Genomic DNA, 24,226 nt, shown 5'->3' on the forward strand with positions numbered 1-24,226 from the left:
TAGCGCACGGCAAGGGCCTGCCCGTGGCATCCGGCCACGGACAGGCCCTCGTCGTTGCCGCGGGTCGGCGGCGCCCGGCCCCTCCTCCTGCCGCCGGCCGGGAGGTTACGGCTGCTGAGTGCCGAACCGGGGTGCAGAAGTCTTCAGTCCGAAACGGTGGAATACCGCATTCCCCGGGCCACCGCGGGTCTCTAGCGTCATAGCCATGACCCATTCCCTGCGAACCCTGTCCCCGCCGCCCCTGTCACCGCGCCGCCGCGGACTGCTGGTCTTCCTCGGTGTGGCCTACCTGGGCATGTGGGTGGCCATGACGCCGCTCCTGGCCACCGGGTTCCAGCGGGAGAGCGCCCGGTCGGGCATGGGAACGCTGGAGCAGGTCTGCGTCTCGGCCGCGATGTTCGCGCCGGCCCTCGCCGCGCTCCTCGTGGTCAAGTACGTGGAGCCCGCCGGCCGGATACGGGACGTCCTCGCCCTGCGGCCGTCACGGCCCTGGGCCCACGTCGCGCGCTCGTGCCTCCTCGCCCTCGTGGTCCCCGCCCTCCTGACCGTCGCCGCGCTCGTCATCGGGGCCACGACAGGGCACTACCCCTTCCACGTCCCCTGGAGCGGGCTCGGAGCCTGGGTGATCGCCCTGCTGCTCAAGATGCTGGTGTCGCTGCCGCTGTTCTTCGGCGAGGAACTGGGCTGGCAGGGCTATCTCTTCCCCCGTCTCGCCGGACGCGGGAAGGGCGCACGTCTGACGTGGGCGTATGTGGGCACCGGTGCCGCCTTCGCGCTGTGGCACCTGCCCACGCTCCTGATGGGCGGGCAGTACCCCGGCCGCCACTGGTATGTGTCGGTGTTCGCGATAGTCGTCAGCTGCGTCCTCATCCTGCCGGTCTTCACGTGGCTGCGCCTGCGCTCCGGGTCGGTGGTGCCGGCGGTCGTCGGCCACGCCTTCGTCAGCACGGCGAGCGTGAGCATGGTCAAGGAGTTCGCCGCGCCGAACGCCCCGGTGGACCCGTTGCACATGGGAATGACCGGCTGGCCCGGCTGGATAGCCACCGGCGCGTTCGTCGCCTTCCTCGCGCTGACGGGGCGGCTGCGGCCGTCGGCGTATGCGTAGGGGGCGGGGCACCATACAGAGGCACGAGCGGCGAGACGCTCGCGTACCCCGCAAGGAAGTACACCGGCGTCCCTGAGTCCGGACCGAGCGGGCGCGGGCCGCGCGGCAGTGCACCGGCGCGGCTGTCGCCGGAGCACGGACCCGTCAGCCGACGGGGGCCGGAACGGCGAGCACCGTCACTGATCGGTCGCGGGCGAACCGGACACCGCGGAGCAGCCGGAAACGGCGGGAGGAGGGACGGCCGCAACGGAAACGGCAGCCGCACGCGTACCGGAGACTGCCGTGGCGGCGGTTTTCGCGCGCTCCTCGCCGTAATTCTCCCAGTCGGCGGGCGGCCACGTCGCCGTGCGGGCCGCGAGCGCCTTGTCGATGTTTTCCCGCAGTCCCTCTTCGAAGAAATCGGAGACCTGGCGCACCAGTTTCAGCGCCTCGACGGTGCCGGAAGTGAGAGGCCTGGCCATACGGTCGGTGCCGCCGGGCACACTGCGCGGGGAGACGTGCGCGCGTTTCGTCGCCCGCAGCGCGTGCGCGTGCAGACCGGCGCAGGCGTATCCGATCGCCAGGGCGATCCGCCGCACCGCGTCATCCGCACCGCGCGTCAGCTCTCCGGCACCGAGAAGTGTCTGATTGGGGCTGCCGGGGCCTTCGTCCCCGTCGGCCGTCCGGGGCGGCAGCTTTTTCTCCTCGGCGACGAGCAGCCGGTGCGCCCGTTCCATGACGGCCGCCACAAAGGCCAGTTCTTCCAGGTCGATGGACTGGGTCATTGCGATCCTCCCCTGCCGTGTGCGTACAACGGCACCGTAGGTTCGACCGGTCCCATACATGACCCGATCCGGCAAAAGCAGACCCATTGGAGTTACGGGCCGGACTGCCACCGGTACGTCAATCCTTACGTCAGTGCGCGATGGAGTCGATCAGGTCGCGCGCCCCCTGGCGCAGCAGCGCGACCGCGACGGACGTGCCCAGGGTCGCCGGGTCGAGCGGCCCGGCCCACTCGTGGGCGTTGAGCACCGTCTTGCCGTCCGGGGTGAAGACGCAGGCCCGCAGCGACAGTTCGCCGTTGCGCTCGGTCTTCGCGTATCCGGCGATCGGCGAGTTGCAGTGCCCCTGGAGGACATGGAGGAACATCCGCTCCGCCGTCGCCTCCCGGAAGGCGTTCCGGTCGCCGAGCGCGCTGACCGCGTCAATGGTGGCGGTGTCGTCCGCACGGCACTGCAGGGCCAGAATCCCGGCGCCGATGGGCGGGCACAGCGTCTCGGCCGGCAGGATCTCGGTGATGACCTCGCGCCGGCCGATGCGCTCCAGCCCGGACACCGCGAGCAGCAGGGCGTCGGCGTCCCCGGCGTGGAGTTTCTCCAGGCGGCGGTTGGCGTTGCCGCGCATCGGTACACAGGTGAGGTGCGGGTGGGAGGCGGCGAGCTGCGCGACCCGGCGTACGGAGGACGTGCCGATGCGCGTACCGGCGGGCAGCCGGTCGAGGGGGAGACCGCCGGGGTGGACGAGCGCGTCGCGGATGTCGTCGCGCTTGAGGAACGCGGCGAAGGTCGTGCCGGCGGGCAGCGGCCGGTCGGCCGGCACATCCTTGACGCAGTGCACCGCGAGGTCCGCCTCCCCGGCCAGCAGCGCGGCGTCCACCTCCTTGGTGAAGGCCCCCTTGCCGCCCAGCTCGGACAGATCACCCATCCAGCGGTCACCGGAGGTGGTGACGGGCACCACCTCGGTGCGCATCGTCGGGTAGCGGGCGGCGAGTTCGACCCGTACGCGCTCCACCTGAGCGAGTGCCATGGGCGAGGAACGCGAGACGATGCGGATCAGTTCAGGGGCGGACATGGCGTACACCATAGGGCGTGGGGGCAGCGGTCAGGACACGGTCACTTGGACGCGGGCGAGCCGTCCGAGCCGTGGTGGCCGCGGCGCGGCCGCTTACCTGGGAGCCGACAGCCGTACGCGCGCCGGTGGCGTCCGGTGGTGAGGCCCCACGGCGGCACCTCGAAGCGGGCGGTGGAGGGCGGCGTCACCCCGTTCGCCCGTCCCGGCGTGCGGACCGGCGGGGGCTGGGTCAAGGTCATCTCGTCAGGTCCACCTACATCATCTTCAGGAGAGTCACATGCTTCGTAACGTCGCGATCACCCTCGCCGGTGTCACGGCGGCCGGTTTCCTGGCCGCCGGGCCCGCTGCCGCCGACCCGCACGGCGGCGGTGCCGCGGGCGGCGCGTACGGCTCCGGCGCCTACGCATCGCAGAACACGCTCGGCGGGTACCGCCACTACAACGTCGGCGGCCCCACGGGTGTCACCGCCACCGGCGCCGAGTACGCCCACAGCAAGGCCGCCGGCCAGTTCGACTACGGCCGCTACTTCAAGGCCGTCTGGCACTGAGCCCGGCCCCGCTCGCGTCGGCCCGCCCGACGGCTGCGCCCCGCGTCCGTGCTACGGCGCGGGGGCGCGTCCGTGCCGTCCGGGCGTCCGCCGACGGTCCCCTGGCAGCAGCCGCCCGTCACCCCTCCCCTTCTCGCACGCACGCCGATGCCTGTCGTCGAGGCATCGCGACGGCGGTCGCTGCCCCGCACGAAGCCTGTGCCACGGCTCCGGCGCTCCGTGGCGAATGACGGAACGCAGACACCGAACGGCCCCCTGCCCGGCAGCACGTGGGCGGGGGGCCGTTCCGGTGGCTCCGGTGGGCCGCCCTGCTGGGCCGCCCTGCTGAACTGCCGGAACCTGGTGCCGAAGCCGACGACCGGTGTCAGTTGTGGCTCGTCTCCGGGGCCTCCAGGACGAAGACGGGGATCTCGCGGTCGGTCTTCTTCTGGTAGTCGGCGTAGTCGGGGAACGCCTCGACCGCGCGGCCCCACCACAGGGCCTTCTCCTCGCCCGTCACCTCACGGGCCACCAGGTCCATGCGAACCGGGCCGTCCTGAAGCTCCACACGGGGGTCCGCCACGACGTTGTGGTACCAGACGGGGTGCTTGGGGGCGCCGCCCAGGGAGGCGACCGCGGCGTAGGTGCCCTCGTGTTCCACCCGCATCAGCGGAGTCTTGCGGATCTTCCCCGACTTGGCGCCCCGGGTCGTCAGGACGATGACGGGCAGGCCGCGCATCGTCGTCCCCTTGGTGCCGCCGCTGCTCTCGTACAGCTCGACCTGGTCGCGTACCCACTTCTCCGGGCTCGGCTCGTACTCGCCCTCAAGTGGCATGGCATCCGTCCCATCGTCGTTCGTCCGTGGTGTCTGGTGTCGTACGGTCCCGGTCACGGCTCAGCGGCCGTCCGCGACCGACCTGACCTTTTCTCAACACGAGGGGCGTACGCAATCATCCCGGCGGGTGTCGTGGCTGGTGACGGACGTGAAGAGGGGGCGAGCGGTGCCGCGGAGCCGGGCGCGGCACCCGTTCTACCGGCCCGGCGCGCCCGCTCCTGCCATGGCCGCCTTGTGCTGACGGCCTGCCAGACGGGAACCGGACTCCCGGCGGGTCGTTCTGCGAAGGAGGGGCACGGCCAGGAGGAAACCGGCGATGGCCCATATGGCCAGCACCAGGGCGACCATGGGGAGTTCCCAGGAACCCGCCGGCTCGGCGGCCAGTGCGCTGTCGGGAAGGAGCGCTGATCGCAGGCCCTGCGCCATCCATTTGAGCGGGAACAGGGAGGCGATCTGCTGCACGATGTGGGGCATGCGGGTGATGGGGAACATCGTCCCGGAGGTCACGAGCAGCGCCATGGCGGGCAGCATGATCAGGGCGAGCGCTTCGCGGGGGTTGGGCAGGACGGCGCCTATGGCCGCGCCGAGCGGTACGACCGCGAGCAGTCCCAGGCCGGTGACCCAGAGCAGGGTGAGCCACTGGGCGGGGGTGGCCGGCAGCGGGCCGTCGGCCAGCAGCGCGCCGGCCGTGAGCAGCAGCACGAGGGTGCCGACGGCCAGGCCGAGGATCAGCAGCGCCTTCGCCACCAGATAGGCCGGTATGCCGCCCGGCGTGGCGCGGAGCCGCAGCAGCGCGCCCTCTTCGCGCTCGGTGACGAGCATCTGCGGGATGTTCAGCACACCGAGCTGGAAGAGCAGGTAGGCGGCGAATCCGGCCATCATGAGGTGGCCCATGGGCAGCTCCGTGCCGGGTACGGAGTCGCTGATCGTCACGGCGAGCACGATCGCCACGACGATGTTGACGAGATGTCCGCTCAGCTCCTTTCTCGTGCGCAGGAGCTGGCGCAGTTCGATGCCTCCGCGCCGGACCCCCGCCCGCAGATATCGCTGCGGTCCCGTCCCCCTCATGCGGCTTCGTCCTCTCGGTTCCGGGCGTGCGCCGGGTGTGCGTGCCGGCTCTCGGCGTTCACCATGTGCAGGTAGGTGTCCTCCAGCGTCGGGCGGCGCACCTCCAGGTCGGCTATCGGTCCCCCGGCTGCGCGGTGGAGTTCCCACACCAGCCGGGAAGGGTCGTCGGTACGTTCCCGTCGCGGCGTCCCGTCCTCGGCCGTCCAGCGCACCTCCGCACGCGCCGCTGCCCGGCGGGCCAGTTCGGCCGGGCTGCCGCAGACCCGTATGCGGCCGTCGACCAGGACGGCGATACGGTCGGCGAGGCGCTCGGCCTCGATGAGGTCATGGGTGGTGAGCAGGACCGTGACGCCTTCGTCGCGGGCCAGCTTCCCGACGAGGACGTGGAAGTCGTGGCGCGCCTCCGGGTCGAAGCCGGTGGTGGGCTCGTCGAGGAAGAGCAGCTCGGGACGGCCGACGATGCCGAGGGCGACGTCGAGGCGGCGGCGCTGGCCGCCGGAGAGCCGGCCCACCTGCTGGTCCGTCTGGCCGGTCAAGCCGACCAGTTCGAGCAGCGCGGCGGGATCGCGCGGGTCGGGGTAGTACTCGGCAAAGTGGCCCAGGAGTTCGCCGACCCGCCATCTGGCGTGGTCGCGCCAGGATTGGAGGACGAGGCCGAGCCGTCCGCGCCACGCGTCGTCGCCGCGCAGCGGGTCCGTGCCGAGTACGCGGACCTCGCCGGACGAGCGCCGGCGGAAGCCTTCGAGGATTTCGACGGTGGTGGTCTTCCCGGCGCCGTTCGGGCCGAGCAAGGCGAAGATCTCGCCGCGGTGGATGTCCAGGTCGACGCCCTGGAGCACGTCTTTGGAGCCGTAGGACATCCGCAGGTCGCGGACCCGTACGACGGGTTCGGTCGCGGTCACCGGCGGGCCTCCTTACCGGTCGGGGCCGTTTCCGTCCCCGTGGCACCGCGGCGCCCGGCCGGTCCGGATCGCGCGTGGGCCGAAGCCGTGTCGGACCGGGACGACGGTGTGCTGCCCGGTGGCGGGCCCTTGGCGGCGCCTTCGACGATCGCGCGCAGGGCCGCCACGTGCCCCTCGAACGCGGTTCTCCCCCGGTCGGTGAGCCGCACTTTGGTGCGGCGCTTGCGCCCGCCGCCCTCCTTCTGGATTTCCAGGTACCCGGCCTCCTCCAGCGTGTGGAGCTGTTTGGAGAGCGCCGAGTCGCTGAGCGAGAGGCTGTCCCGGATGAAGGGGAAGTCGGCCCATTCCGTGGCGGCGAGCAGCGCGACCACCGAGAGCCGTGTGGACGGGTGGATCAGTTCGTCGAATCCGGAAGGGGTGCTCATCGGCCGCTCCCGTCGTAACTGCGCACGGGGGCGAAGGCCCACCGGTTGGCGGGCGCCGTGACGAGCAGGAAGAGACCGGCGCACACGGTGGCCTGCACCAGGCTGCCGTACGCCAGCTCCGCCCACTCGACGAGCCAGCCCGTGACCAGGATGCTGCTCCCGCCCACGATGGCGCTCGCGAAGAACACGACGGTCGTGCGCCATGTGTAGCGCGAGCGGTGCAGCCGCATGCGGGACTTGCGGGCCGCCCGTACGCCTATGGCGCCCAGCGCGGCCATGTACGCCGCGAGCACCGCCCAGACGGCCCATCCGGGCAGGTCGAGTCCGCTGACCGCCACGAAGACCCACATGGCGGCCGCGATCGGCAGGTACGAACGCCACCCGCTCGCGGAGCAGCGCTCCAGTTCGTCGTAGACCCGCTCCTGCGGGACCCGGATCCGTTGCAGATCCGCCCAGGCGCGTTCGGCGTCGACCGGTGCGCTCATGCCCATCGCCTCCCCAAGACGTTGACGTGCCGAATCCGGGTCCTCGGTGGCCGCCCGGCGCCGTCGACTTTCCCACCAGGAAAGTTAGCGCAGACTTTCCCGTCGGGCAAGTGGAAAGTCGGCGCGCCGGGCGGGAGCGGAAACCAGCGCTGGAGCGGGCGCCGGGAGCGCGGACGCGGGACGGAAATGCGGCGGCGGGGCCGGAGCCGCACCGGCACCGCTCTCAGGCGATCCAGTGCGGGCGTCGGCCCGTGGACGAAGGGGTCGGACCGCCGGCGAGAGTGGCGGCCATGCGGTGCACGGCCTCACGGAGGGTCTCCGGCGGAGTGGTGTACGGAATGCGCAGGCGCTGTTCGAAGATGCCAGGGTCGGTGGCGAAGCAGGCGCCTCCTTCGATCGGTACCCCGTGGTCGAGTGCCCGCTCGGCCAGCGCGGCGGCGACAGGCTCGCCCAGGTCCGCCCAGAGGGACAGGCCGCCGGGCGGCAGGTGCCAGGTCCATCGCGGGAGGTGTTCGGCCAAGGCGGAGGTCAGGGCGGCGCGCTGACGGCGCAACTGTTCCAGGCGCCGGGGCAGCAGTTCCTCGGAGCGGTCCAGCAGGTCCAGGGCGAGGAGCTGGTCCAGGACCGAACCGCCCATGTCGGTGGCGACCCGCTGACCGGCGAGTTCGGTGACGAGCCGGGCCGGGGCGCGCAGCCAGCCGACGCGCAGGCCCGCCCAGTGGGTCTTGCTCATCGAGCCGGTGGTGATGACCTGGCCGGTGCCGCCCGGCGAGGCGTGGCAGGCGAAGGGCGGCGGGGCGGGTACGTCGAGGGCGAGTTCGGTCAGGGTCTCGTCGACGACCAGCCAGGTGCCCGAGCGTTGCGCGGCGCGCAGGGTGCGGGCGCGCTGCCGCTCGGGCATCAGGCGGCCGGTGGGGTTGTGGAAGTCGGGGATCAGGTAGGCCAGCCGGGGTGCCGAGTGGCGCAGGGTCGCCTCGATGGTGCCGGTGTCCCAGCCGGTGTCGGTCACGGGGACCGGGACGGTACGCAGCCGCGCGCGCCGGATGGCCTCCAGGGCGTTCGGGTAGGACGGGTTCTCGACCATGATCCGGTCGCCGGGCCGGGCCAGCAGCCCGAGGACGAGGGTGAACGCGTGCTGGGCCCCGGAGGTCACCAGGATCTGTTCGGGCACGGTGGCCAGGCCGCGCCGGGTGAAGCGTTCGGCGATCGCGGCGCGCAGTTCCGGCAGGCCGTAGGGGTGGTAGCCGGGGGTGTCGACGTGTTCGGCCAGCTGCGGGGAGATTCGGGCGAGGGCGTCGGTGAGCGTCTGCCGGGGCAGGCCGGGAGCGGCCCTGGCCAGGTCGATCGCGGTCTCGTGCGGGCCGAGGAGCCGCGCGACGCCCCGGGGCGTCCGGCCTTCGGGGAGGGCCGTCCAGGTGCCGGAACCCTGGCGGCTGTGCGCGTAACCGCTCTCGCGCAACAGGTCGTAGACGGCGGTGACGGTGGCGCGGCTGGTGTTCAGGGCCGCGGCCAGCTCCCGTTCGGCGGGGAGCTTGACGTGCAGGGCGATGCGTCCGTCCAGGATCAGTGTGCTGATCGCTCGGGCCAGGTGGCGGTAGGCGGGCCGGGCTTCCGCCGGATCGGGCAGCAGCGCGGCCAGTTGCCCGCTTCCCAGGGCCCGGTCCATTCGCCCGGTACGGTCCGGTCGCCCGGTACGGTGCGCGGGTTGCGCCCGCTTCGTCTGCGCCATGCCACTCCCCCGGCCGTTCCGAACCGCGCCGCCCCTGGTCGCAGCGCTTTCCCGCCGTCCCCTCGCCACGAATCGGCCGCGGTTTCCAGGCCGATCACCCTACAGAGTCACCTCAATGGCCTGGTCGCCGCCGTTCACGTATGCGCTTTCCGGTCCCGGCCCCCGAAGCGGTCCGACGACCGGCGCTGCCGCTGTGACCGGGCGCGCCCTTTGGTCCTTCCGCTTGTCCGAGCACGGCCGAGCACGGCCGAGCAGCGGATTCCGCACCCCGGATGTGTCGCGGCGCCCGTTCGCGGCTACTCCGGTAGTTCCCGTACGTGGATGATCACCGACCGGACCGTACCCGCGCCCGGCGCCCCTCAGGAGACACGGAATGAGCAACGAACCGACCATGCGCACGATCACCCAGGACCGCCTCGGCGGCCCCGAGGTGCTGTACCTCACCCGGGCTCCCCGGCCCGCGCCGCTGCCCACCGAGGTGCTCGTCCGGGTGCGCTCCGCCGGGGTGAACCCGGTCGACTGGAAGACCCGGCAGGGCGGCGGGATGGCGCAGGTCCTCGGAGACCCGCCGTTCAGCGTGGGCTGGGACGTCAGCGGCGTCGTGGAGGAGACCGGCTTCGGCGTGCACACGGTCGAGGTGGGTGACGAGGTGTACGGGATGCCGTGGTTCCCGCGGCAGGCCGGCGCGTACGGCGAGTACGTGACCGCGCCCTCGCGGCACTTCGCCCGCAAGCCCGCCACGCTCGACCACGACCACGCGGCCGCCGTGCCGCTGGCCGCGCTCACGGCCTGGCAGTCCCTGGTGGACGCGGCGCGTGTCGAGGCGGGGCAGCGGGTGCTGATCCACGCGGCGGCGGGCGGTGTCGGGCACTTCGCCGTGCAGTTCGCCAAGCACCTGGGCGCGCACGTCATCGGTACGGCGCGGACGGCGAAGCACGACTGGCTGCGCTCGCTCGGCGCGGACGAACTGGTCGACTACACCAAGGAGCGCTTCGAGCAAGCGGTACGGGACGTCGATGTCGTCATCGACCTGGTGGGCGACGAGCACGAGGAGACCAGTACGCGGTCCCTGCGCACGCTGCGGCGGGGCGGCACGCTCATCGCCGTGCCCTCCGGCGCCTCGCCCGGACTGGTGGAGAAGGCCGGTGCCCAGGGGCTGCGGGCGAGCGGCTTCCTGGTGGAGCCGGACGGCGCGGCGCTCGCCCGTATCGGTGACCTCATCGATGCGGGGGTGGTCACGGTCGAGGTCGAGGACGTACTGCCGCTCGCCGAGGCCGGTACGGCGCACCGGCGGGGCGAAGAGGGCCGCACTCGGGGGAAGCTCGTGCTGCGGGTCGCCTCCTGAGGGTGTGCCCGTCGCCCGATCGGGCTGTTCCCTGCCCTTTCGTGCGGTTCCTTCACCGACCGTCCCGACGCAGCCGCCGCGCGCCGGGGAAACAGCGGCTCCCCCTATTTCCCTCGCGTTTTACCCGGGTGCCGGGTCCGCGGATATCGTTCGACCGCCATTCCGGGAGCGGAATATGCCGGGCACCTGACCGGCCGCGGCCGTATGCGACGGGGCGCCGGGGCGCCGGCCGAGCCGAATGCGCTGCGGCCCGGGTCCCGCGGAAGCGGCGGCTTTACGCGTCGACCCACTCGTGGGACTGGGCCTGCTTGAGGAGGCGCTGGCGGGCCTGGAGGATCTGCTCGCCGGTCATGCTCGGAACGCCCGTCACGAGGAGTTCGGTCACCTCGTCGAGAAACTCCTGTGCGGAGAGCGTGTCGCAGAGCACGCCGTCCTCGAAAGGCCCGTCGGAGAGCGCGTTCTGGGAGCGGTGCACGCCGCCGGAGCGGCCGGGAGCACCTTCCAGGAAACGCACGTTGGACGCCTTGGGCCCCCGGTCGCCCTCGTCCACCAGGAATTCGACCTTGACGCCGGGAGCCATCAGTCCCTTGTCGAATTCGAGATCGTTGACGTGCACGAAGACGTCTTCTCCACCGTGGTCGGGAACGACGAATCCGTAGCCGCGTACCTCGTCGAACCGGATGACCTTGCCCGAAACCATCACAGTGCCCCAAACCCCAATTCCACAACTGCCCGCAATTTCGCATGCACCCCGCCGCCGTTCGGGGCGGCGCCGTCCCGCCGGGCGCACTGGCAGAGGTAATCGCCGAGGGCGGGGACGATTCGGTGGATGTCCCGCCCATACTATTGCCGAGCCACGGCGGAACGTCCAGCCCGGTGCCGACCATGACTCCTACCGGCGTACGCGGGGCGGCACACGCCGGTACGGGCGACGGGACGGCACCGGTCCGACGGGACGGCGCCGTTCCGTCGGACCGGTGCCGTCCCGTCGCGGGCCGATCATTCGGCCAGGGCGGTCCGTACCTCCTCGGCCAGCAGGGTCACGTAGTCGGCGGCCCAGCCCTCGATCGTGGCGTGGTCCCACAGATCGGTCGAGTACTCGACGTATCCGGCCAGCGCGTCGCCCGCCGGGACGAGGCCGAGGTTGAATTCCGACCGGGAGGCCGGAACGGCCAGGTCCTCGACGGCGGCGGTCACACCGGGCAGTTCGATGTCCGTCTCCAGGGAGTTCTGGAACTGGAACCCGAGCGGCACCCGGTCCGGTATCCCGACCCCCAGCTCTTCGCGCAGCGCCTTGGCCAGCCTCCGCAGCGGCATGACATGGTCGATGCCCTCGGTGGTGGCGAGCGTGACCCGGCGGACCAGACCCGTGAAGGTCTCCTCCGCGGCGGTCCGTACGCGCAGCGGGAAGCCCGCGACCGTGCAGGCCATCAGCGACTCGAACGCACGACGCTCGCGGTTGGCGTAGGACACGAAAAGGACGGTTTCCGGCTTGCCGGACAGTTTGCCGACCAGCCGCCCCAGAGCCGAGATGGTGACCGCGTACGGAGTCGTGCCGTGCTTCCTGGCCAGCCGTTCCACGTCGGCGCGTACATCGGCGCCCACCGTGAACAGGACGACGCGTCCCTGTCCGCTGAGGGTTTCCGGACGCGGCCGGTCCAGGGGCAGGCCATGCGGGAAGGAGGCCCCTTCCAGTTCGCGCGCCCAGTACTTCAGGACGCGCTCGTCGGCCTTGTCCCCGATGGTCTCCCGCTGCCAGCGCGCGTACTCGGTCGGCTGCGGCACCGTACTGGCCAGGGTGTGGGGCTCGCCGGTCACCGCGGCTCCGTAGAGGGCCGCGAAGTCGCTCAGCAGGATGCTGACGGCCCAGCCGTCACAGGTGGAGTGGTGCAGGAGGAAGAGCAGTACCCAGCTCGACGGGCCGGTGCGCAGCAGGCGGAGCTTGGGCGCCACGCTTTCGGTGAGATCGAACCGGGTCTCGGCGACCTCCGCGCTGATCCGCTTGACCTCGGCGCCGATCTCTTCGGCCTCGGCGCCGATCTCTTCGGCCTCGGCGCTGATCCGCTCAGGCTCGGCGCCGATCCGCCCGGACTCCGCACTGATCCGCTCGGACTCCGCGCTGATCCGTGCGGCCTCCGCGCTGATCCGTGCGGCCTCCGCGTCGTCGGCGTCCGTCACGGTGGAGGGCCCGTCCGCGGGGTCGCCTCGGCCGGTCAGGTCCTCGACGGGCAAGTCGACCGGCCGGGGCCGGAGCACTTCCTGCCACCACTCCTCGCCGTCCTTCACGAAGCGCGTACGCAGCGACTCGTGGCGGGCGCAGAGCTGGGTGAGGGCGACACGCAGCGCCGGTATGTCCAGATCGCCGGTCAGGGTGATGCGCAGGGCGACGTTGAAGACCTGCGGCAGCGCGTGGCGGTGGTGCTGATTGATGAAGTTCTGCTGCTGGAAGGTGGCCGGGGCTCGCCCGACCACTTTGGGAGCGGCGTCGGCGGAGCCGGCCGGGTCCCCGCCGTCCCCGGCGTCCGTGGCCTCCCCGGCTCCCGTGGCTTCCCCGGCCAGGTACGCCGCCATGGCCCTTACGGTCGGCTCCTGGTAGAAGCGCACCATCGGGTATTCCTGGCCGAACACCTCCCGGACCCGGTTGACCAGCCTGATCGCCGCTATCGAGTGGCCGCCCAGGTCGAAGAAGGACGTCTCCGGGCCGATGGCGTCGGCCGCGAGGTCGAACGCGTCGGCCCAGAGGGAGCGGAGGCGGTCCTCCAGCCGGGCGCGAAGGCCGGCACCCGTGGCCGTGCCGGAACCGGTACGGGTAGTCCCGGGACCGGCATGGGCAGTTCCGGAACCGGTACGGGCAATCCCGGAACCGGTACGGGCAGTCCCGGAACCGGTACGGGCAGTCCCGGAACCGGTACGGGCAGTCCCGGAACCGGTACGGGCAGTCCCGGAACCGGTATGGGCAGTCCTTGAACCGGTACGGGTGGCCCCGGAAGCGGTACCTGCGATGCCGGACTGCCCGGCCCCGGGCGGGGCGGCCGTAACGATCTCGGGTTCCGGCAGCGCCGCGCGATCCAGCTTCCCGTTGCCCGCGAGCGGCAGCGCGGTGAGCACGGCCCAGGACCGCGGTACGAGGTATTCCGGCAGCCGGGAGGCGAGTTCGCGGGCCAGCCGGTCGGCGTACGCCTGGCGGCCGGCCGCGGTGGCGGTGTCCCCGGCGTCCCGGTCCGCCGGTACGGCGTAGGCCGCGAGGTACGCCTCGCCCCTGCTGGTGCGGCGTGCCTGGACGGTGGCCTCGCGCACGCCGTGCAGGGCGCTGAGCACGCGGCTGGTCTCCTCCGGCTCGACCCGGTACCCGCGGATCTTCACCTGGTCGTCGAGGCGCCCGCGGAACTCCAGCGCCCCGTCCCCTCTCCAGCGCACGAGGTCACCGGTGCGGTAGTACGTGGTGTCGGCGGGCTGCCCGGCGGCGGCAGGTCCGCCCCCGTCCATCCCGGCCGCCCGGCCGCACGGATCCGCGCCGAACCGCTCTTCCGTCAATTCAGGCGCGCCCAGGTACCCACGCGCCACACCCGGCCCGCCGACGTACAGCTCCCCCACCTCGCCCTGCGGCACCGGCGCGCCCGACGCGTCGAGCACCCGCAGGCGTACGTTGTCGACCGGCCGGCCGATCGGGATGGCGTCGGCGCCGGTCTCCGTCGCGTCCGCCGTCCGGGGGCCGACGGTCTCGGTGGTGCAGAGCACGGTGGTCTCGGTCGGCCCGTATACGTTGACCGTTTCGTACGCCACGTCCGGATGCGGCCGGGTGCGCAGCACGTCACCGCCCAGCAGCAGGTGGCGCAGCGGCGGCTGCTCGGTGGGCGGCAGGGCGAGCAGGGCCTCCCCCAGGGCCGTGGGGAGGATCGAGAAGGTCACCCGTTCCCGCGCGTACCAGCGGGCCAGCGTGCGCGGGTCCGCGCGGACCGTGTCGTCGGCGATGACGACCGAGGCCCCCGCGGTCAGCGCGGGCCAGATCTCCAGGACCGACGCGTCGAAGCTCTGGCTGCACACCAGCGCGCTGCGGTCGGCCGAGGTGAAGGCGAAGCGTTTGTGGTGCCACTGGCAGAGGTCGACGACGCTGCGGTGCGGCACCGCGACGCCCTTGGGCGTGCCCGTGCTGCCGGAGGTGTAGATGACGTAGCACAGGGACTCGGGGCCGGGGGTGGCCGGCGGTTGCTTCTTCGGGTGCGGTGTTCGGTCGGCCCTGATGGTCCCTCCGCCGGTCTGACCCGCGCTGCCGATCCGGCCCCTGCGCTCCGCACCGGCGCCGGCGTCATGAGCGACGTCGATGACGGTCACCCCGTCGGGCAGGTCGAGCGCGCAGGCCCCGGATCCGGTGCTCAGCAGGAGCCGGGCCCCGCATTCCGCGATCACGGTGGCGGCGCGGGCCCGGCCCAGTGACGGGTCCAGCGGCACATACGCCCGGCCGGACTTCAGCACCGCGAGCATGGCCACGACGAGGTCGGTGGAGCGGGGCAGCCACAGGGCCACCACCTCTTCCGGACCGCCGTCCGCCGGTGCCGGGGTCGCGGCGCGGTGTTCCTGGATGACCGCGGCCAGCCATTCGGCCCGGGTGTCCAGCTCGCGGTAGCCGAGCCGGTCCTCGCCGCAGCGGACGGCGGTGCGGTACGGGGCGTCCGCGGCGCGCCGGGCGACGAGTTCGTGGACGGTGGCCCGGGCCACCGGGCGGGCCGGGCCGTGCTGCCACTCGGCGGGCACCGGCCCGTCGGCGGGCGCGGTCGTCGCGGCAGGATCCACGGCCCGCCGCGTCTGCGTGACGCCGAGGCGGGACAGTGGCGTCCCGGGGTCCCGTACGGCGGCTTCGAGCAGGTCGCGGAAGGTACGGAAGAACCCGTCCACGGTGTCCGCGTCGAACAGGTCGGTGTTGTACTCCAGGTGGCAGCGGATGCCCTCGGGCTGGTCCGTGAAGTACACGGCGAGGTCCGTGAGGGCCTTGTCCGGGCCCGCGTCGAGCACGGTGGCCCGGACGCCGGGCAGGTCGAAGCGGAACGGATCGCCGCTCTCGAACTCGGCGAGCACCTGGAAGACCGGCGTGCGGTCGGTGGTACGCGCCGGGGCCAGCTCCCGCACCACCGTCTCGAAGGGCACGTCCGCGTGGTCGTACGCGTCCAGGGCGACGCCCCGCACCCGGTCGAGGAACGCGCCGAAGTCCGGGTCGCCGGACAGGTCGAAGCGGAGCGCGAGGGTGTTGACGAAGAAGCCGAGCAGGTCCTCGGTGCCCTGCGGGCGGTCCGACATCGGGGTGCCGACGACGATGTCCCGCTGCCCGGTGACCCGGTGGAGCATCGCGGTGAAGCCGGCCAGCAGCGTCATGAAGAGGGTGCCGCGCCGCTGTCTGCTCAGGTCCCGCAGCCGGGCGGACAGCTCCGGGGCCAGGCGGTGGAAGACCGCCCGGCCGTTGGACGTCATGGTCGCGGGGCGCGGGCGGTCGCAGGGCAGCTCCAGGACCGGCAGTTGGCCACCGAGCGCGCCGAGCCAGTACTTCAGGTCGGCGGCGGCGCGGGGGTCGTCCAGCGTGTGCAGCCGGTCGCGGGCGTGGTCCGCGTAGGTGCTGGTGAGCGCGGGGAGGCCTGGGTCGGAACCGTCGTGCGCGGCCCGGTAGAGGGCGGACAGGTCGCGGGCCAGGACGGCGGCGGAGGCCGCGTCCACGACGATGTGGTGCAGGGAGAGGACCAGGACGTGCCGCTCTTTCCCCAGCTTGATCAGCCGGGTGACGAACAGCGGCCCGTCCACGAGGTCGAAGCGCCGGGCACTCTCCTCCTCCAGGACGGCACGGACCGCGGCGTCCTCACCGGCCGGGCCCGCGTCCGTACGGTCGAGCACCGCGAAGTCGGGTGCGGACGGCGGCCGGACGAGCTGGCAGGGCTCGTCGTCGATCTCGCGGAAGACGGTCCGCAGCCCCTCGTGCCGCGCCACCAGCCCGCGCAGCGCGGTGCGCAGCGCGGGGACGTCGAGCGGGCCGTCGAGGCGGATGGCCTTGGTCTCGTTGTAGGCGGTGCGGCCCGGCAGCATCCGTTCGAGGAACCAGATGCGCTGCTGTCCGGGCGAGAGCGGGGCGACGCTCTCGTGTACGGGTTCCCCGGCCGCCGTACGGGCGGAAGCGGCCGGCTCCCCGGCCGCCGCCGGACGGGCGGGCGGTGCGGGCGTGCGGGCGGACGGCCGGGGCGCCGTGCGGAGGTCCGCGCTCGGCTCGTGGTACCGGCGGCGCAGCGTGTCGATGTGTGTGAGGCCGGTGCGCAGCACGTCGGGGGCCACGCCGAAGTCGACCAGCGAGACGATCTCGTCGGCGCCCGCCGCGCCGACCGCGTCCACCACCGGGGCGACCGTGTCGGCCGTGCCGATGAGCGCCCGTTGGTCGCAGTAGCGGTCGTAGGCGCGGTGGAAGAGCACGTCGAGATCGTCCTCGCTGAGCGCGGCCAGGTCGACGTTGTGGCCGAGGCTGTTGGCGACGTTGCCGAACAGGGAGAGCGAGGCCCGCATGTAGCGCGCCAGCGGCTCGTAGGCCTCGGTGCGCGCGGTGCGGTGGTCGGCGGCGAGGTAGGTGTGCAGCAGCACGGCCACCCGCCCGGCGTCCGGGTCGAGGCCGTGTTCGGCGCGGGTGCGGCGGTACAACGCGATGTTCTCGGCGAGCTGCTCGACGCTCTGGGTCATCAGGTTGGTGACCACGCCGACGTCGTTCCGGGCGGCGGCCGCGTACGACGCGGGGTTGCCGACCACCGCCGTATACATGGGCGGGGTGTCCTGGACGGGGCGCGGGAACAGGCGGACCTCGGTCTCGCCGTCGCCGCCGGCGCGCCGCAGGGCCTCGCCGCGCCAGAGCCGGCGGACCTGCGCCACCTGGTCGTACATCATCTCCTTGTGCCGGCCGAAGCGCTCGGGGAAGAAGACGAAGTCGTTGGCGTGCCAGCCGCCGGCGCAGCCGATGCCGACGCGGCCGCCGGAGAGGTTGTCGGCCATCGACCACTCCTCCGCGACCCGGACCGGATCGTGCAGGGGCAGCACGACGGAGCCCGCGTTGAGGCGGATGCGCCGGGTCTCGCGGGCGAGGGCGGCGACGAGCACGACGGGGTTGGGGAACAGTCCGCCGAAGGAGTGGAAGTGCCGTTCCGGCATCCAGAGCGCGTGGAATCCGTGCTGGTCGGCGAAGCGGGCGGTCTCCAGGATGTGGTCGTACTTGCCCTGGCCGGTGGCCGGTGCCGTGTCGTCCTGCGGGTAGTCGCCGAAGAAATAGATGCTGAAGTCGGGAGCGCGGCGGGCGGGCACGGAGGGGACGGCGGCCGTACGGGCGGCAGCCGCGTTCCAGGCCACGCCGGGTGCGGCGTCCACCACGCGCTTCTCGGGCCGGGGCTCCGGCGCCGTCGCCGTCGCCGGCGCCGGAGCAGTCACCTGCTTCGGCCGCGGAGCCGCCGCCACCGCCTTCGGCCCGCCGGGAAAGAACCCCGCCCCCCGCAGTTCCCGCAGCGAGCCCCGCACCGCGTCGGCGATGAATTCGATGTCGCCGTCGGAGTGGGCGGTCGACAGGAAGAAGTTGCGCCATTCCCAGACGTGCACCCCGCGCAGCATGAGGTGGTGGTACAGCAGCTCCATGTCCGCGCGGTGCTCGAAGCGGAACTGGGAGCCGAAGTGGCTGACCCGCAGCGGGAACTCCTCGTCCTCCAGGAAGCGGTTCAGGGTGCCCGCCAGCTCGTCGGTGCGGGCGTTCAGCCGCTCCTGGAGCCGGGGGCTGTGCTCCTTGAGGTGGGTCAGTACCGCGCGGGCGGCGACCATCGACACCGGGTGCTGGATGTAGGTACCGCCGAAGAACGTCGTGTCGGCGGGCGGGTAGCTGGCGTCCCCGTACTGCCAGAAGCCGCCGTCCACCCCGTCCATGATGTCGGCGCGGCCCGCGATGGCGCCGATCGGGAAGCCGCCGCCGAGCAGCTTGCCGTAGGTCGCGAGGTCGGGGGTGACGCCGTACAGCTCCTGGGCGCCGCGCGGCGCCGGGCGGAAGCCCGTCAGCATCTCGTCGAACATGAGCACGATGCCGTGGCGGCGGGTCAGCTCGCGCAGCTGCCGTACGAACTCCACGGGCCGCAGGGACGGGTGGCGGCTCTGTACGGGTTCGATGATGACGGCGGCGATGTCGTCCGCCTGCTCGGCGACGGCCTCCAGGCTCGCGGGGCTGCCGTAGTCGAGCACCAGCAGGTCGGCGACGCTGTTGTGCGGGATGCCGGTGGAGACCGGGACGGTGGTCCGGTCGGCGCCGGTGCCGGCGGAGCGGCCCAGGACGTTGTCGGCGTGGCCGTGGTAGGCGCCGTGGAAGGTGACGATACGGCTGCGGCCGGTGGCGGCGCGGGCGAGCCGGATCGCGGCGGAGTTCGCCTCCGTACCGGAGTTGGCGAACGCGACCCGCTGCATGCCGGTCAGCTCCGCCAGCAGTTCGGCGGCCTCGCCGGTCTCGACGTTGCGCGGGCCGAGCTGGATGCCCCGGGACAGGTGCTCGCGGACCGCCTCGCTCACGAACTCGGGCTCGTGGCCGAAGAGGAGCACGCCGAAGCCCATGGTGATGTCGACGTAGCGGTTGCCGTCGACGTCCTCCAGCCAGGAGCCACTCGCCCGGCGGCCGGCGATCGGGTACAGCATCTCCTTGGTCCTGCTGCGGAAGCCGACGACGGCGCGGCTGTCGGCCAGCACCCGTCGGTAGCGCTGGGCGATCTCCTTCGAGGTCGCGGTCTTGGCCGTGTAGCGGCGCACCAGGTCGTCGAGGTGTGCCTGCTGGGCCTCGGAGGCGGAGCCGCCGACCATGCCGGAGGTCCGGGAGACGGTCACCCGGGGGCCGTGCACGCGCTGCCGCCGGTCGGCGGCCGGTTCCTCGTGCGCGGCCGGCCGCTCCGCGTGCCCTCCCCCGGCCGCCGCCTCGATCCGCTGCGCGATCTGCCGGGAGAGGTCGGCCATGGCGGCCAGGTCCTGGTCCACCGCCGCGGTCGCGGCGCTCGGGCCGGTCACCGGCCGCCCGCCTTTCCGTTGGCCGCCGTGCCGCCGGTCGGGGCGCTCGTCGCCTGTGCGGTCAGCAGTTGGGAGAGCTGGTGGATCTGGGACATCATCTGAAGCTGGATCTGGGAGAGCTGCCGCACCTGCCGGGCGAGGTCGGCCAGTTCGGCGCGCGTCACCGGGTGTTCGGGTCCGGACGGCTGGGCGGGCGTGGGCTCGGGGGCCCGTACGGGCTCGGCGGGCGTCGCCGCCGCGGCCGGCTCGTACCATACGGGTTCTTCGGCGACCGGCGGCTCGTCCCGCACGGCCTCCACAGCGGCGGCCGGCGGCTCGTACCGTACAGGTTCCTCGACGACCGGCGGCTCGTACCGTACGGGCTCCACAGCGGCGACCGGCGGCTCGTACCGCACGGCCCCTCCAGCGGAGGTCGTATCCGCGCCTCCCACCATCCGCCCCACGATCAGCTCCGCCAGCTGCCCCGGAGTACTCGCCTCCTCGAACAGTTCCCGCATCGCGACCTTGACCCGGTGTTCCTGCTCCAGTTCGCGCAGCACGCTGATCATTTGCAGGGAGTCCGCACCGAGGTCGAAGAAGGAGGTGTCCCCGGTGATCGCGGCCGCGTCGTGCCCGAGGTGCTTGGCCACCAACTCGATGACGTGCGCGAGCACCCGCTCGAACACTGCCTCGTCCTGTGCCACGTCTTCCTCTTCTCTCGATGGTTCCCGCTGGGGTTGAGCGGCCGGGACGACGGTGAGTTCCGGTCCCGTCCAGTGGTCGGTGTGCTGGAAGCGGTAGCCGGGCAGGGCGGTTCTGCGGCCGCCGGTGCCGGCCAGCAGGACCGGCCAGTCCAGGTCCGCGCCCGCGCAGTGCAGTTGGACCACCGCGTCCCAGAAGGGGCCGGTCCCGGCCCCGCGGCGCAGCGTCGGCACCGCCCTTACAGTGGGCAGGGCGGTACGGGCGAGTCCGCTGAGCGTGGTGTGCGGGCCGATCTCGACCAGTGCCGCGGGGCCCGTGCCGCGGAGCGTGCGCAGCACCGCGTCGAACCGCACCGGCTCGCGTGTCTGCCGTACGAGGTAGTCGGCGTCCGGCACCCAGCCGGGCTCGCGCAGCCGCCCGTCGAGGCCGCTGACGAAGCCGGTCGTGACGGGCCGGAAGGCGACGCCGTCGAGCAGTTCCCGGAACTTGTCCAGGACCGGGTCCATGAGCGCGGTGTGGAAGGCGCGCGTCACCGGCAGCCGCTGCCCGGGGATGCCGCGCTCCTCCAGGAGGGCCAGCAGCCGGTCCACGGCCGTGACGGGTCCGGCCAGCACGTACCGCTGCTCCCCGTTGACGACGGCGAGTTCCAGACCGGGGACCTCCGCGGCGAGATCCTCGGCGGTCCGCGGGTCCGCGGAGACCGCGGCCATCGTTCCCGGGGCGCAGTGCTCCTGCATCAGCCGGCCGCGTTCGGCGGTGAGCCGCAGGCCGTCCTCGGCCGACAGGGCGCCCGCCGCGCACAGGGCCGCGTACTCGCCGACGCTGTGTCCGGCGACGGTGTCCGGCACGATGCCCGCCTGGCGCCAGAGTCCGGTGAGCGCGTATTGCAGGGCGAAGAGGGCCGGTTGGGCGACGTGGGTGTTCTCGGTGGCGGCGCGGTCGGCGATGGGGTCGAGGAGTACGCCGAGCAAAGAGCTGCCGTACAGCCGCTGGTGGTGGCGCTCGCAGGTGTCGAGCAGGTCGCGTACGACGGTGAAGCGCTCGTACAGCGGCTGTGCCATGCCGGGGTACGGGCTGCCCTGCCCGGTGAATTGGAAGGCGATGCCCGCGCGCGCTTCCCGAGGGGCCTCGCCGGTCGTCACGGGGGCCGGCCCGGCCTGGGCGCCGGTGCCCGCGAGCCATCTGTCCAGGGCCGCGGCAAGGGTCGCCGGGTCCGTGCCCCGGACCGCCAGGCGGTGCCGGTGGTGGACGCGTCCTGCGGTGGTGGTCACCAGGTCGGCGAGGTCCGTGTCGGGATGGCGCGTCAAGTGGTCGCGCAAGGCCTCCGCGTTGGCCGTACGGGCCGCCTCCGACTGGCCGGACAGCAGGACGATGTCCGGAGGGGCCACTGTGGCGGAGCGGGGCGCGGGCTCGGGGGCCTGTTCCACGATGACGTGCACGTTGGTGCCGCCGACGCCCAGCGAGGTGACGCCCGCCCGGCGCGGCGTGCCGCCCTGCGGCCAGGGGCGGGCGGTCCTGGGGATGTAGAAGGGGCTGTTGTCGAGGTCGAGCGCGGGGTTGGGCTCGCTGAAGTTGGCCATCGGCGGGATGACGCCGTGCTTCAGGACGAGCAGTGCCTTGATGAAGCTCGCCAGGCCCGAGGCCACGTCGAGGTGGCCGATGTTGGCCTTGGTCGAACCGAGGGCGCAGTAGCCGGTGCGGTCGGTGTCGGCGCGGTACGCGGAGACCGCGCCGTCGAATTCGATCGGGTCGCCCTTGAACGTGCCCGTACCGTGGGTCTCCAGGTAGCCGACGGTGTCCGCGCCGATGCCCGCGTGTTCCAGCGCGCGGCGGATGGCGGCGCGCTGGCCGGCCGCGCTCGGCGCGGTGTACGCCTGCTTGGACGCGCCGTCGTTGGTGACGCCCCAGCCGCGGATGACGCCGTGGATCGTGTCGCCGTCGGCGACCGCCCGGTCCAGGCGCTTGAGGACGACGGCGGCGACGCCGGTGCCGCCCACCGTGCCGTCCGCCCCGGCGTCGAAGGCGCGCAGGCGGCCGCTCTTGGAGAGGATGGAGCCCTTCACGTGCTGGTAGCCCAGCACCTGCGGTACGTGTACGGCCGTGGCGCCCGCCAGCGCGATGTCGCTGTCGCCGGTGACCACCGACTGTGCGGCCATCTGGAGGGCGACCAGCGAGCTGGAGCAGCCGGTCTGGACGCTGACGGCCGGGCCGGTGAGGTCGAGGCGGAAGGACACGCGGGTCGCGGTGAAGTCGGTGTGGTTGCCGACCATGACCTGCATCCTGGAGAGCCAGTCGTCGCCGACGGAGCTCTTCAGGACGTTGTTCTGGAGGTAGTTCTCCATCATGTACAGGTGGTATCCGGTGGTGGCGAAGACACCGGTGCGCAGCCCGTCGCGTTCCCGCGGGTGTCCGGAGTCCTCCAGGGCGTGGTAGGCGCACTCCAGGAACATCCGGTGCTGCGGGTCGGTGAGCCGCGCCTCCCGTACGCTCATGCCGAAGAACGGGGCGTCGAACCCGGCGATGTCGTGCAGGAGGCCGCTGGCGCCGACGAAGCCGTCCGCCCGGTACTTCTCGGCCGGGACGCCGGCGGCCGCCAGTTCGGCGTCGGTGAACCGCCGTACGCAGTCCCGCCCGTCGCGGACGACCCGCCAGAACTCCTCGGGGGTGTCGGCCCCCGGGAAGCGGAAGGCCATGCCGATGACCGCGACGCGCGAGTCGGCCGGTGCGTTCATGAGGTGCCGCCCTCCGCGGCGGTCACTTCCCGGCCGGGCGCCGGGCCGCCGCTCTCCCGGACCGGTGCTTCCTTCGGGAACAGCGCGCGTCTCCGGGACAGCACGACGAGCAGGGCGGCGCACAGGACGATGGCCAGGCCCTGGAACGCGCCGACGACCTGGAGCGGCGAGTAGCGTTCCAGCAGCGCGGCGCTGACGATCATGCCCAGGCCGAAGCCGCTGTTCTCGGCCGAGGCGGAGAGGCCGAAGAGGCGGCCGCGCTGCTCGTCGGGGGCGGCCTGGAGCCGGGAGACGTACGCGATCTCCGTGAACCCGTCGGCCATGCCGGCGACGAGCGCGGCGACGGCGGCGGGGACGGCGGGCAGGCCGCTGAAGACCACGATGAACGCCGCCGACATGACGCAGGAGCCGATGGCGAAGGCGCGCTCCCCCGGTGACCACCCGGTCTTGCGGGTGCGGCGGGAGCAGATCTGCTGCGCGACGATGCTGCCGATCGCCCAGGTCGCCCAGAACTGGCTGACGAAGGTGGCCGGGTGCGACGGGTCCAGGGCGCTGGAGTAGACGGGCAGCGCGACGTTGTGCGACGAGGAGCCGAGGCCGTCGGCGGCGCGGACCGCGACCATCACCGCCAGCAGCGGCGCCGCCTTCAGCAGGGCCAGGGAGGCCCAGCGGCCGGTGCCCGCGGCGTCCGGCGCCGTCCCGTCGGCCGCGCCGTCCGCGGACGCGGCCCGGGTGCGGACGGGCAGCAGGAACAGGATCGTCGCGGAGACCGCGAAGGTACAGGCGTCCAGCGCGAAGGCCGCGGTGTAGCCGAACTGCGCGACGACCACGCCCGCCGACGCGAAGCCGGCGATCATGGCCAGCGAACGGCCGGTCACCAGCAGGCCGTTGGCCCGGGCCCGCAGGCCGGCGCCGACGATCTCCGGGACGCTGCTGCGCAGCGCCACCTGGGAGAGCGTCGAGCAGGCCCCGGTTGCCACGGCCAGCGCGAAGAGCAGCGCGAGGCGTGCGCCGTCGGGCGCGAGCAGCAGCAGGACCAGGGCCGTGGCCTGGGTCAGGTCGGCGCACACCATCAGCCGCTTGCGGTCGTACCGCGACACCAGGCGGCCGCTGACGAACCCGGACAGCACGTTGGTGGCCAGGCGTACGGCCATGAACAGACCGGCGGCCAGCGCGCTGCCCGTCACCTGGTAGATGAAGACGTTCAGCGCCACCATGTTCAGGTAACTGCCGTACGCGGAGACGGCGTTGCCGACGACGAGCAGCCGGAAGTGCCCCACTCTGGTTGTCCTCCTCAGCACCCCGGGCCGGCCCCCGGCCCCACGCCGGGGCGGCGGCGTCTTGAGAGCCCGTGTCATCGCCCCGGCCGGGTGACGACACAGGCTCTTACCGTCGCCCGGTTGGCGGGGCGCCTGGAGACGCATCATCCGGTGACTTGACCCGCGCTTTACCCTGCGTGTAGGGGCCGGCCGGACGGGCCGCCGGACTCCTTGCGTTTTGCCGCGTCCATGGTTAGATCAATTC

16 protein-coding genes are annotated in these 24,226 nt (G+C 72.7%); 3 read left to right on the forward strand and 13 right to left on the reverse strand.

Going from position 1 to position 24,226, the window contains the following annotated elements; genetic code table 11:
* Positions 1–205 precede the first annotated feature (205 nt).
* The gene (locus CP973_RS22115; RefSeq protein WP_244409936.1) at positions 206–1,105 is read left to right on the forward strand and encodes a CPBP family intramembrane glutamic endopeptidase; all 900 of its coding nucleotides are present in this window, start codon (positions 206–208) and stop codon (positions 1,103–1,105) included.
* Positions 1,106–1,281: 176 nt separating this feature from the next.
* Here CP973_RS22115 and CP973_RS22120 read toward each other — a convergent pair whose 3' ends face one another.
* The 3 genes from CP973_RS22120 to CP973_RS22130 all read right to left on the reverse strand — a co-directional run bounded on the left by CP973_RS22120 (position 1,282) and on the right by CP973_RS22130 (position 3,174).
* Positions 1,282–1,869, reverse strand: a complete 588-nt coding sequence (locus CP973_RS22120; protein ID WP_150244193.1) for a hypothetical protein — start codon at positions 1,867–1,869, stop codon at positions 1,282–1,284.
* 130 nt (positions 1,870–1,999) lie between these two features.
* A complete protein-coding gene (gene hemC / locus CP973_RS22125) occupies positions 2,000–2,935 on the reverse strand; it encodes a hydroxymethylbilane synthase (protein WP_150244195.1) in 936 nt (311 codons plus the stop codon).
* Positions 2,936–2,976: 41 nt separating this feature from the next.
* The gene (locus tag CP973_RS22130; protein ID WP_150244197.1) at positions 2,977–3,174 is read right to left on the reverse strand and encodes a hypothetical protein; all 198 of its coding nucleotides are present in this window, start codon (positions 3,172–3,174) and stop codon (positions 2,977–2,979) included.
* Between the two features lie 38 nt (positions 3,175–3,212).
* On the opposite strand from CP973_RS22130, the gene CP973_RS22135 reads away from it, so the two are divergent.
* Positions 3,213–3,482, forward strand: coding sequence for a hypothetical protein (locus CP973_RS22135; RefSeq protein WP_150244199.1), 270 nt, complete (start codon positions 3,213–3,215; stop codon positions 3,480–3,482).
* A gap of 364 nt (positions 3,483–3,846) precedes the next feature.
* Here the strand turns inward: CP973_RS22135 and CP973_RS22140 are convergent, their stop codons facing one another.
* The 6 genes from CP973_RS22140 to yczR form a co-directional block, all read right to left on the reverse strand.
* A complete protein-coding gene (locus CP973_RS22140; protein WP_150244201.1) occupies positions 3,847–4,296 on the reverse strand; it encodes a nitroreductase family deazaflavin-dependent oxidoreductase in 450 nt (149 codons plus the stop codon).
* A 195-nt stretch (positions 4,297–4,491) separates the two neighbouring features.
* A complete protein-coding gene (locus tag CP973_RS22145; protein ID WP_150244203.1) occupies positions 4,492–5,364 on the reverse strand; it encodes an ABC transporter permease in 873 nt (290 codons plus the stop codon).
* Positions 5,361–6,224 carry an ABC transporter ATP-binding protein gene (locus CP973_RS22150; RefSeq protein ID WP_150250052.1) on the reverse strand — a complete coding sequence of 288 codons (864 nt, stop codon included), beginning with the start codon at positions 6,222–6,224 and terminating at the stop codon, positions 5,361–5,363. The genes CP973_RS22145 and CP973_RS22150 overlap by 4 nt, the downstream gene beginning before the upstream one ends.
* 38 nt (positions 6,225–6,262) lie before the next feature.
* Entirely contained in the window at positions 6,263–6,691 is a 429-nt protein-coding gene (locus CP973_RS22155) for a transcriptional regulator (protein WP_150244205.1), read from the reverse strand.
* On the reverse strand, positions 6,688–7,176 hold the full coding sequence (locus CP973_RS22160; RefSeq protein WP_150244206.1) for a DUF4175 domain-containing protein: 489 nt from the start codon (positions 7,174–7,176) through the stop codon (positions 6,688–6,690). Before CP973_RS22160 ends, CP973_RS22155 begins: the two co-directional genes overlap by 4 nt.
* A 223-nt stretch (positions 7,177–7,399) precedes the next feature.
* Positions 7,400–8,842: a MocR-like transcription factor YczR gene (yczR, locus tag CP973_RS22165; RefSeq protein ID WP_244409937.1), complete on the reverse strand. Its 1,443-nt coding sequence runs from the start codon at positions 8,840–8,842 to the stop codon at positions 7,400–7,402.
* Between the two features lie 436 nt (positions 8,843–9,278).
* Here yczR and CP973_RS22170 point away from each other — a divergent pair, with 436 nt between their 5' ends.
* On the forward strand, positions 9,279–10,250 hold the full coding sequence (locus tag CP973_RS22170) for an NADP-dependent oxidoreductase (protein ID WP_150244210.1): 972 nt from the start codon (positions 9,279–9,281) through the stop codon (positions 10,248–10,250).
* 274 nt (positions 10,251–10,524) lie between these two features.
* Here the strand turns inward: CP973_RS22170 and CP973_RS22175 are convergent, their stop codons facing one another.
* From CP973_RS22175 to CP973_RS22190, 4 genes are all read right to left on the reverse strand, one after another.
* Entirely contained in the window at positions 10,525–10,950 is a 426-nt protein-coding gene (locus tag CP973_RS22175) for a cold-shock protein (protein WP_150244212.1), read from the reverse strand.
* Positions 10,951–11,249: 299 nt separating this feature from the next.
* Entirely contained in the window at positions 11,250–19,289 is an 8,040-nt protein-coding gene (locus CP973_RS22180; RefSeq protein ID WP_150244214.1) for a non-ribosomal peptide synthetase, read from the reverse strand.
* Positions 19,286–22,702: a type I polyketide synthase gene (locus CP973_RS22185; protein ID WP_150244215.1), complete on the reverse strand. Its 3,417-nt coding sequence runs from the start codon at positions 22,700–22,702 to the stop codon at positions 19,286–19,288. Before CP973_RS22185 ends, CP973_RS22180 begins: the two co-directional genes overlap by 4 nt.
* Positions 22,699–23,982 (reverse strand): MFS transporter, encoded by a 1,284-nt coding sequence (locus CP973_RS22190; RefSeq protein WP_150244217.1) that lies wholly within the window; start codon positions 23,980–23,982, stop codon positions 22,699–22,701. Before CP973_RS22190 ends, CP973_RS22185 begins: the two co-directional genes overlap by 4 nt.
* Positions 23,983–24,226: the final 244 nt, after the last annotated feature.

Origin of the sequence: Streptomyces albofaciens JCM 4342 (genome assembly GCF_008634025.1) — a bacterium.
Lineage (GTDB): Bacteria > Actinomycetota > Actinomycetes > Streptomycetales > Streptomycetaceae > Streptomyces > Streptomyces albofaciens.

What these genes read in the sequence shown, in the direction of transcription:
- CP973_RS22115 (WP_244409936.1), top strand. Translation starts at nt 206, where the DNA reads ATGACCCATTCCCTGCGAACCCTGTCCCCGCCGCCCCTGTCACCGCGC.
- CP973_RS22120 (WP_150244193.1), bottom strand. Translation starts at nt 1,869, where the DNA reads ATGACCCAGTCCATCGACCTGGAAGAACTGGCCTTTGTGGCGGCCGTC.
- hemC (WP_150244195.1), bottom strand. Translation starts at nt 2,935, where the DNA reads ATGTCCGCCCCTGAACTGATCCGCATCGTCTCGCGTTCCTCGCCCATG.
- CP973_RS22130 (WP_150244197.1), bottom strand. Translation starts at nt 3,174, where the DNA reads ATGACCTTGACCCAGCCCCCGCCGGTCCGCACGCCGGGACGGGCGAAC.
- CP973_RS22135 (WP_150244199.1), top strand. Translation starts at nt 3,213, where the DNA reads ATGCTTCGTAACGTCGCGATCACCCTCGCCGGTGTCACGGCGGCCGGT.
- CP973_RS22140 (WP_150244201.1), bottom strand. Translation starts at nt 4,296, where the DNA reads ATGCCACTTGAGGGCGAGTACGAGCCGAGCCCGGAGAAGTGGGTACGC.
- CP973_RS22145 (WP_150244203.1), bottom strand. Translation starts at nt 5,364, where the DNA reads ATGAGGGGGACGGGACCGCAGCGATATCTGCGGGCGGGGGTCCGGCGC.
- CP973_RS22150 (WP_150250052.1), bottom strand. Translation starts at nt 6,224, where the DNA reads ATGTCCTACGGCTCCAAAGACGTGCTCCAGGGCGTCGACCTGGACATC.
- CP973_RS22155 (WP_150244205.1), bottom strand. Translation starts at nt 6,691, where the DNA reads ATGAGCACCCCTTCCGGATTCGACGAACTGATCCACCCGTCCACACGG.
- CP973_RS22160 (WP_150244206.1), bottom strand. Translation starts at nt 7,176, where the DNA reads ATGAGCGCACCGGTCGACGCCGAACGCGCCTGGGCGGATCTGCAACGG.
- yczR (WP_244409937.1), bottom strand. Translation starts at nt 8,842, where the DNA reads ATGGACCGGGCCCTGGGAAGCGGGCAACTGGCCGCGCTGCTGCCCGAT.
- CP973_RS22170 (WP_150244210.1), top strand. Translation starts at nt 9,279, where the DNA reads ATGAGCAACGAACCGACCATGCGCACGATCACCCAGGACCGCCTCGGC.
- CP973_RS22175 (WP_150244212.1), bottom strand. Translation starts at nt 10,950, where the DNA reads ATGGTTTCGGGCAAGGTCATCCGGTTCGACGAGGTACGCGGCTACGGA.
- CP973_RS22185 (WP_150244215.1), bottom strand. Translation starts at nt 22,702, where the DNA reads ATGAACGCACCGGCCGACTCGCGCGTCGCGGTCATCGGCATGGCCTTC.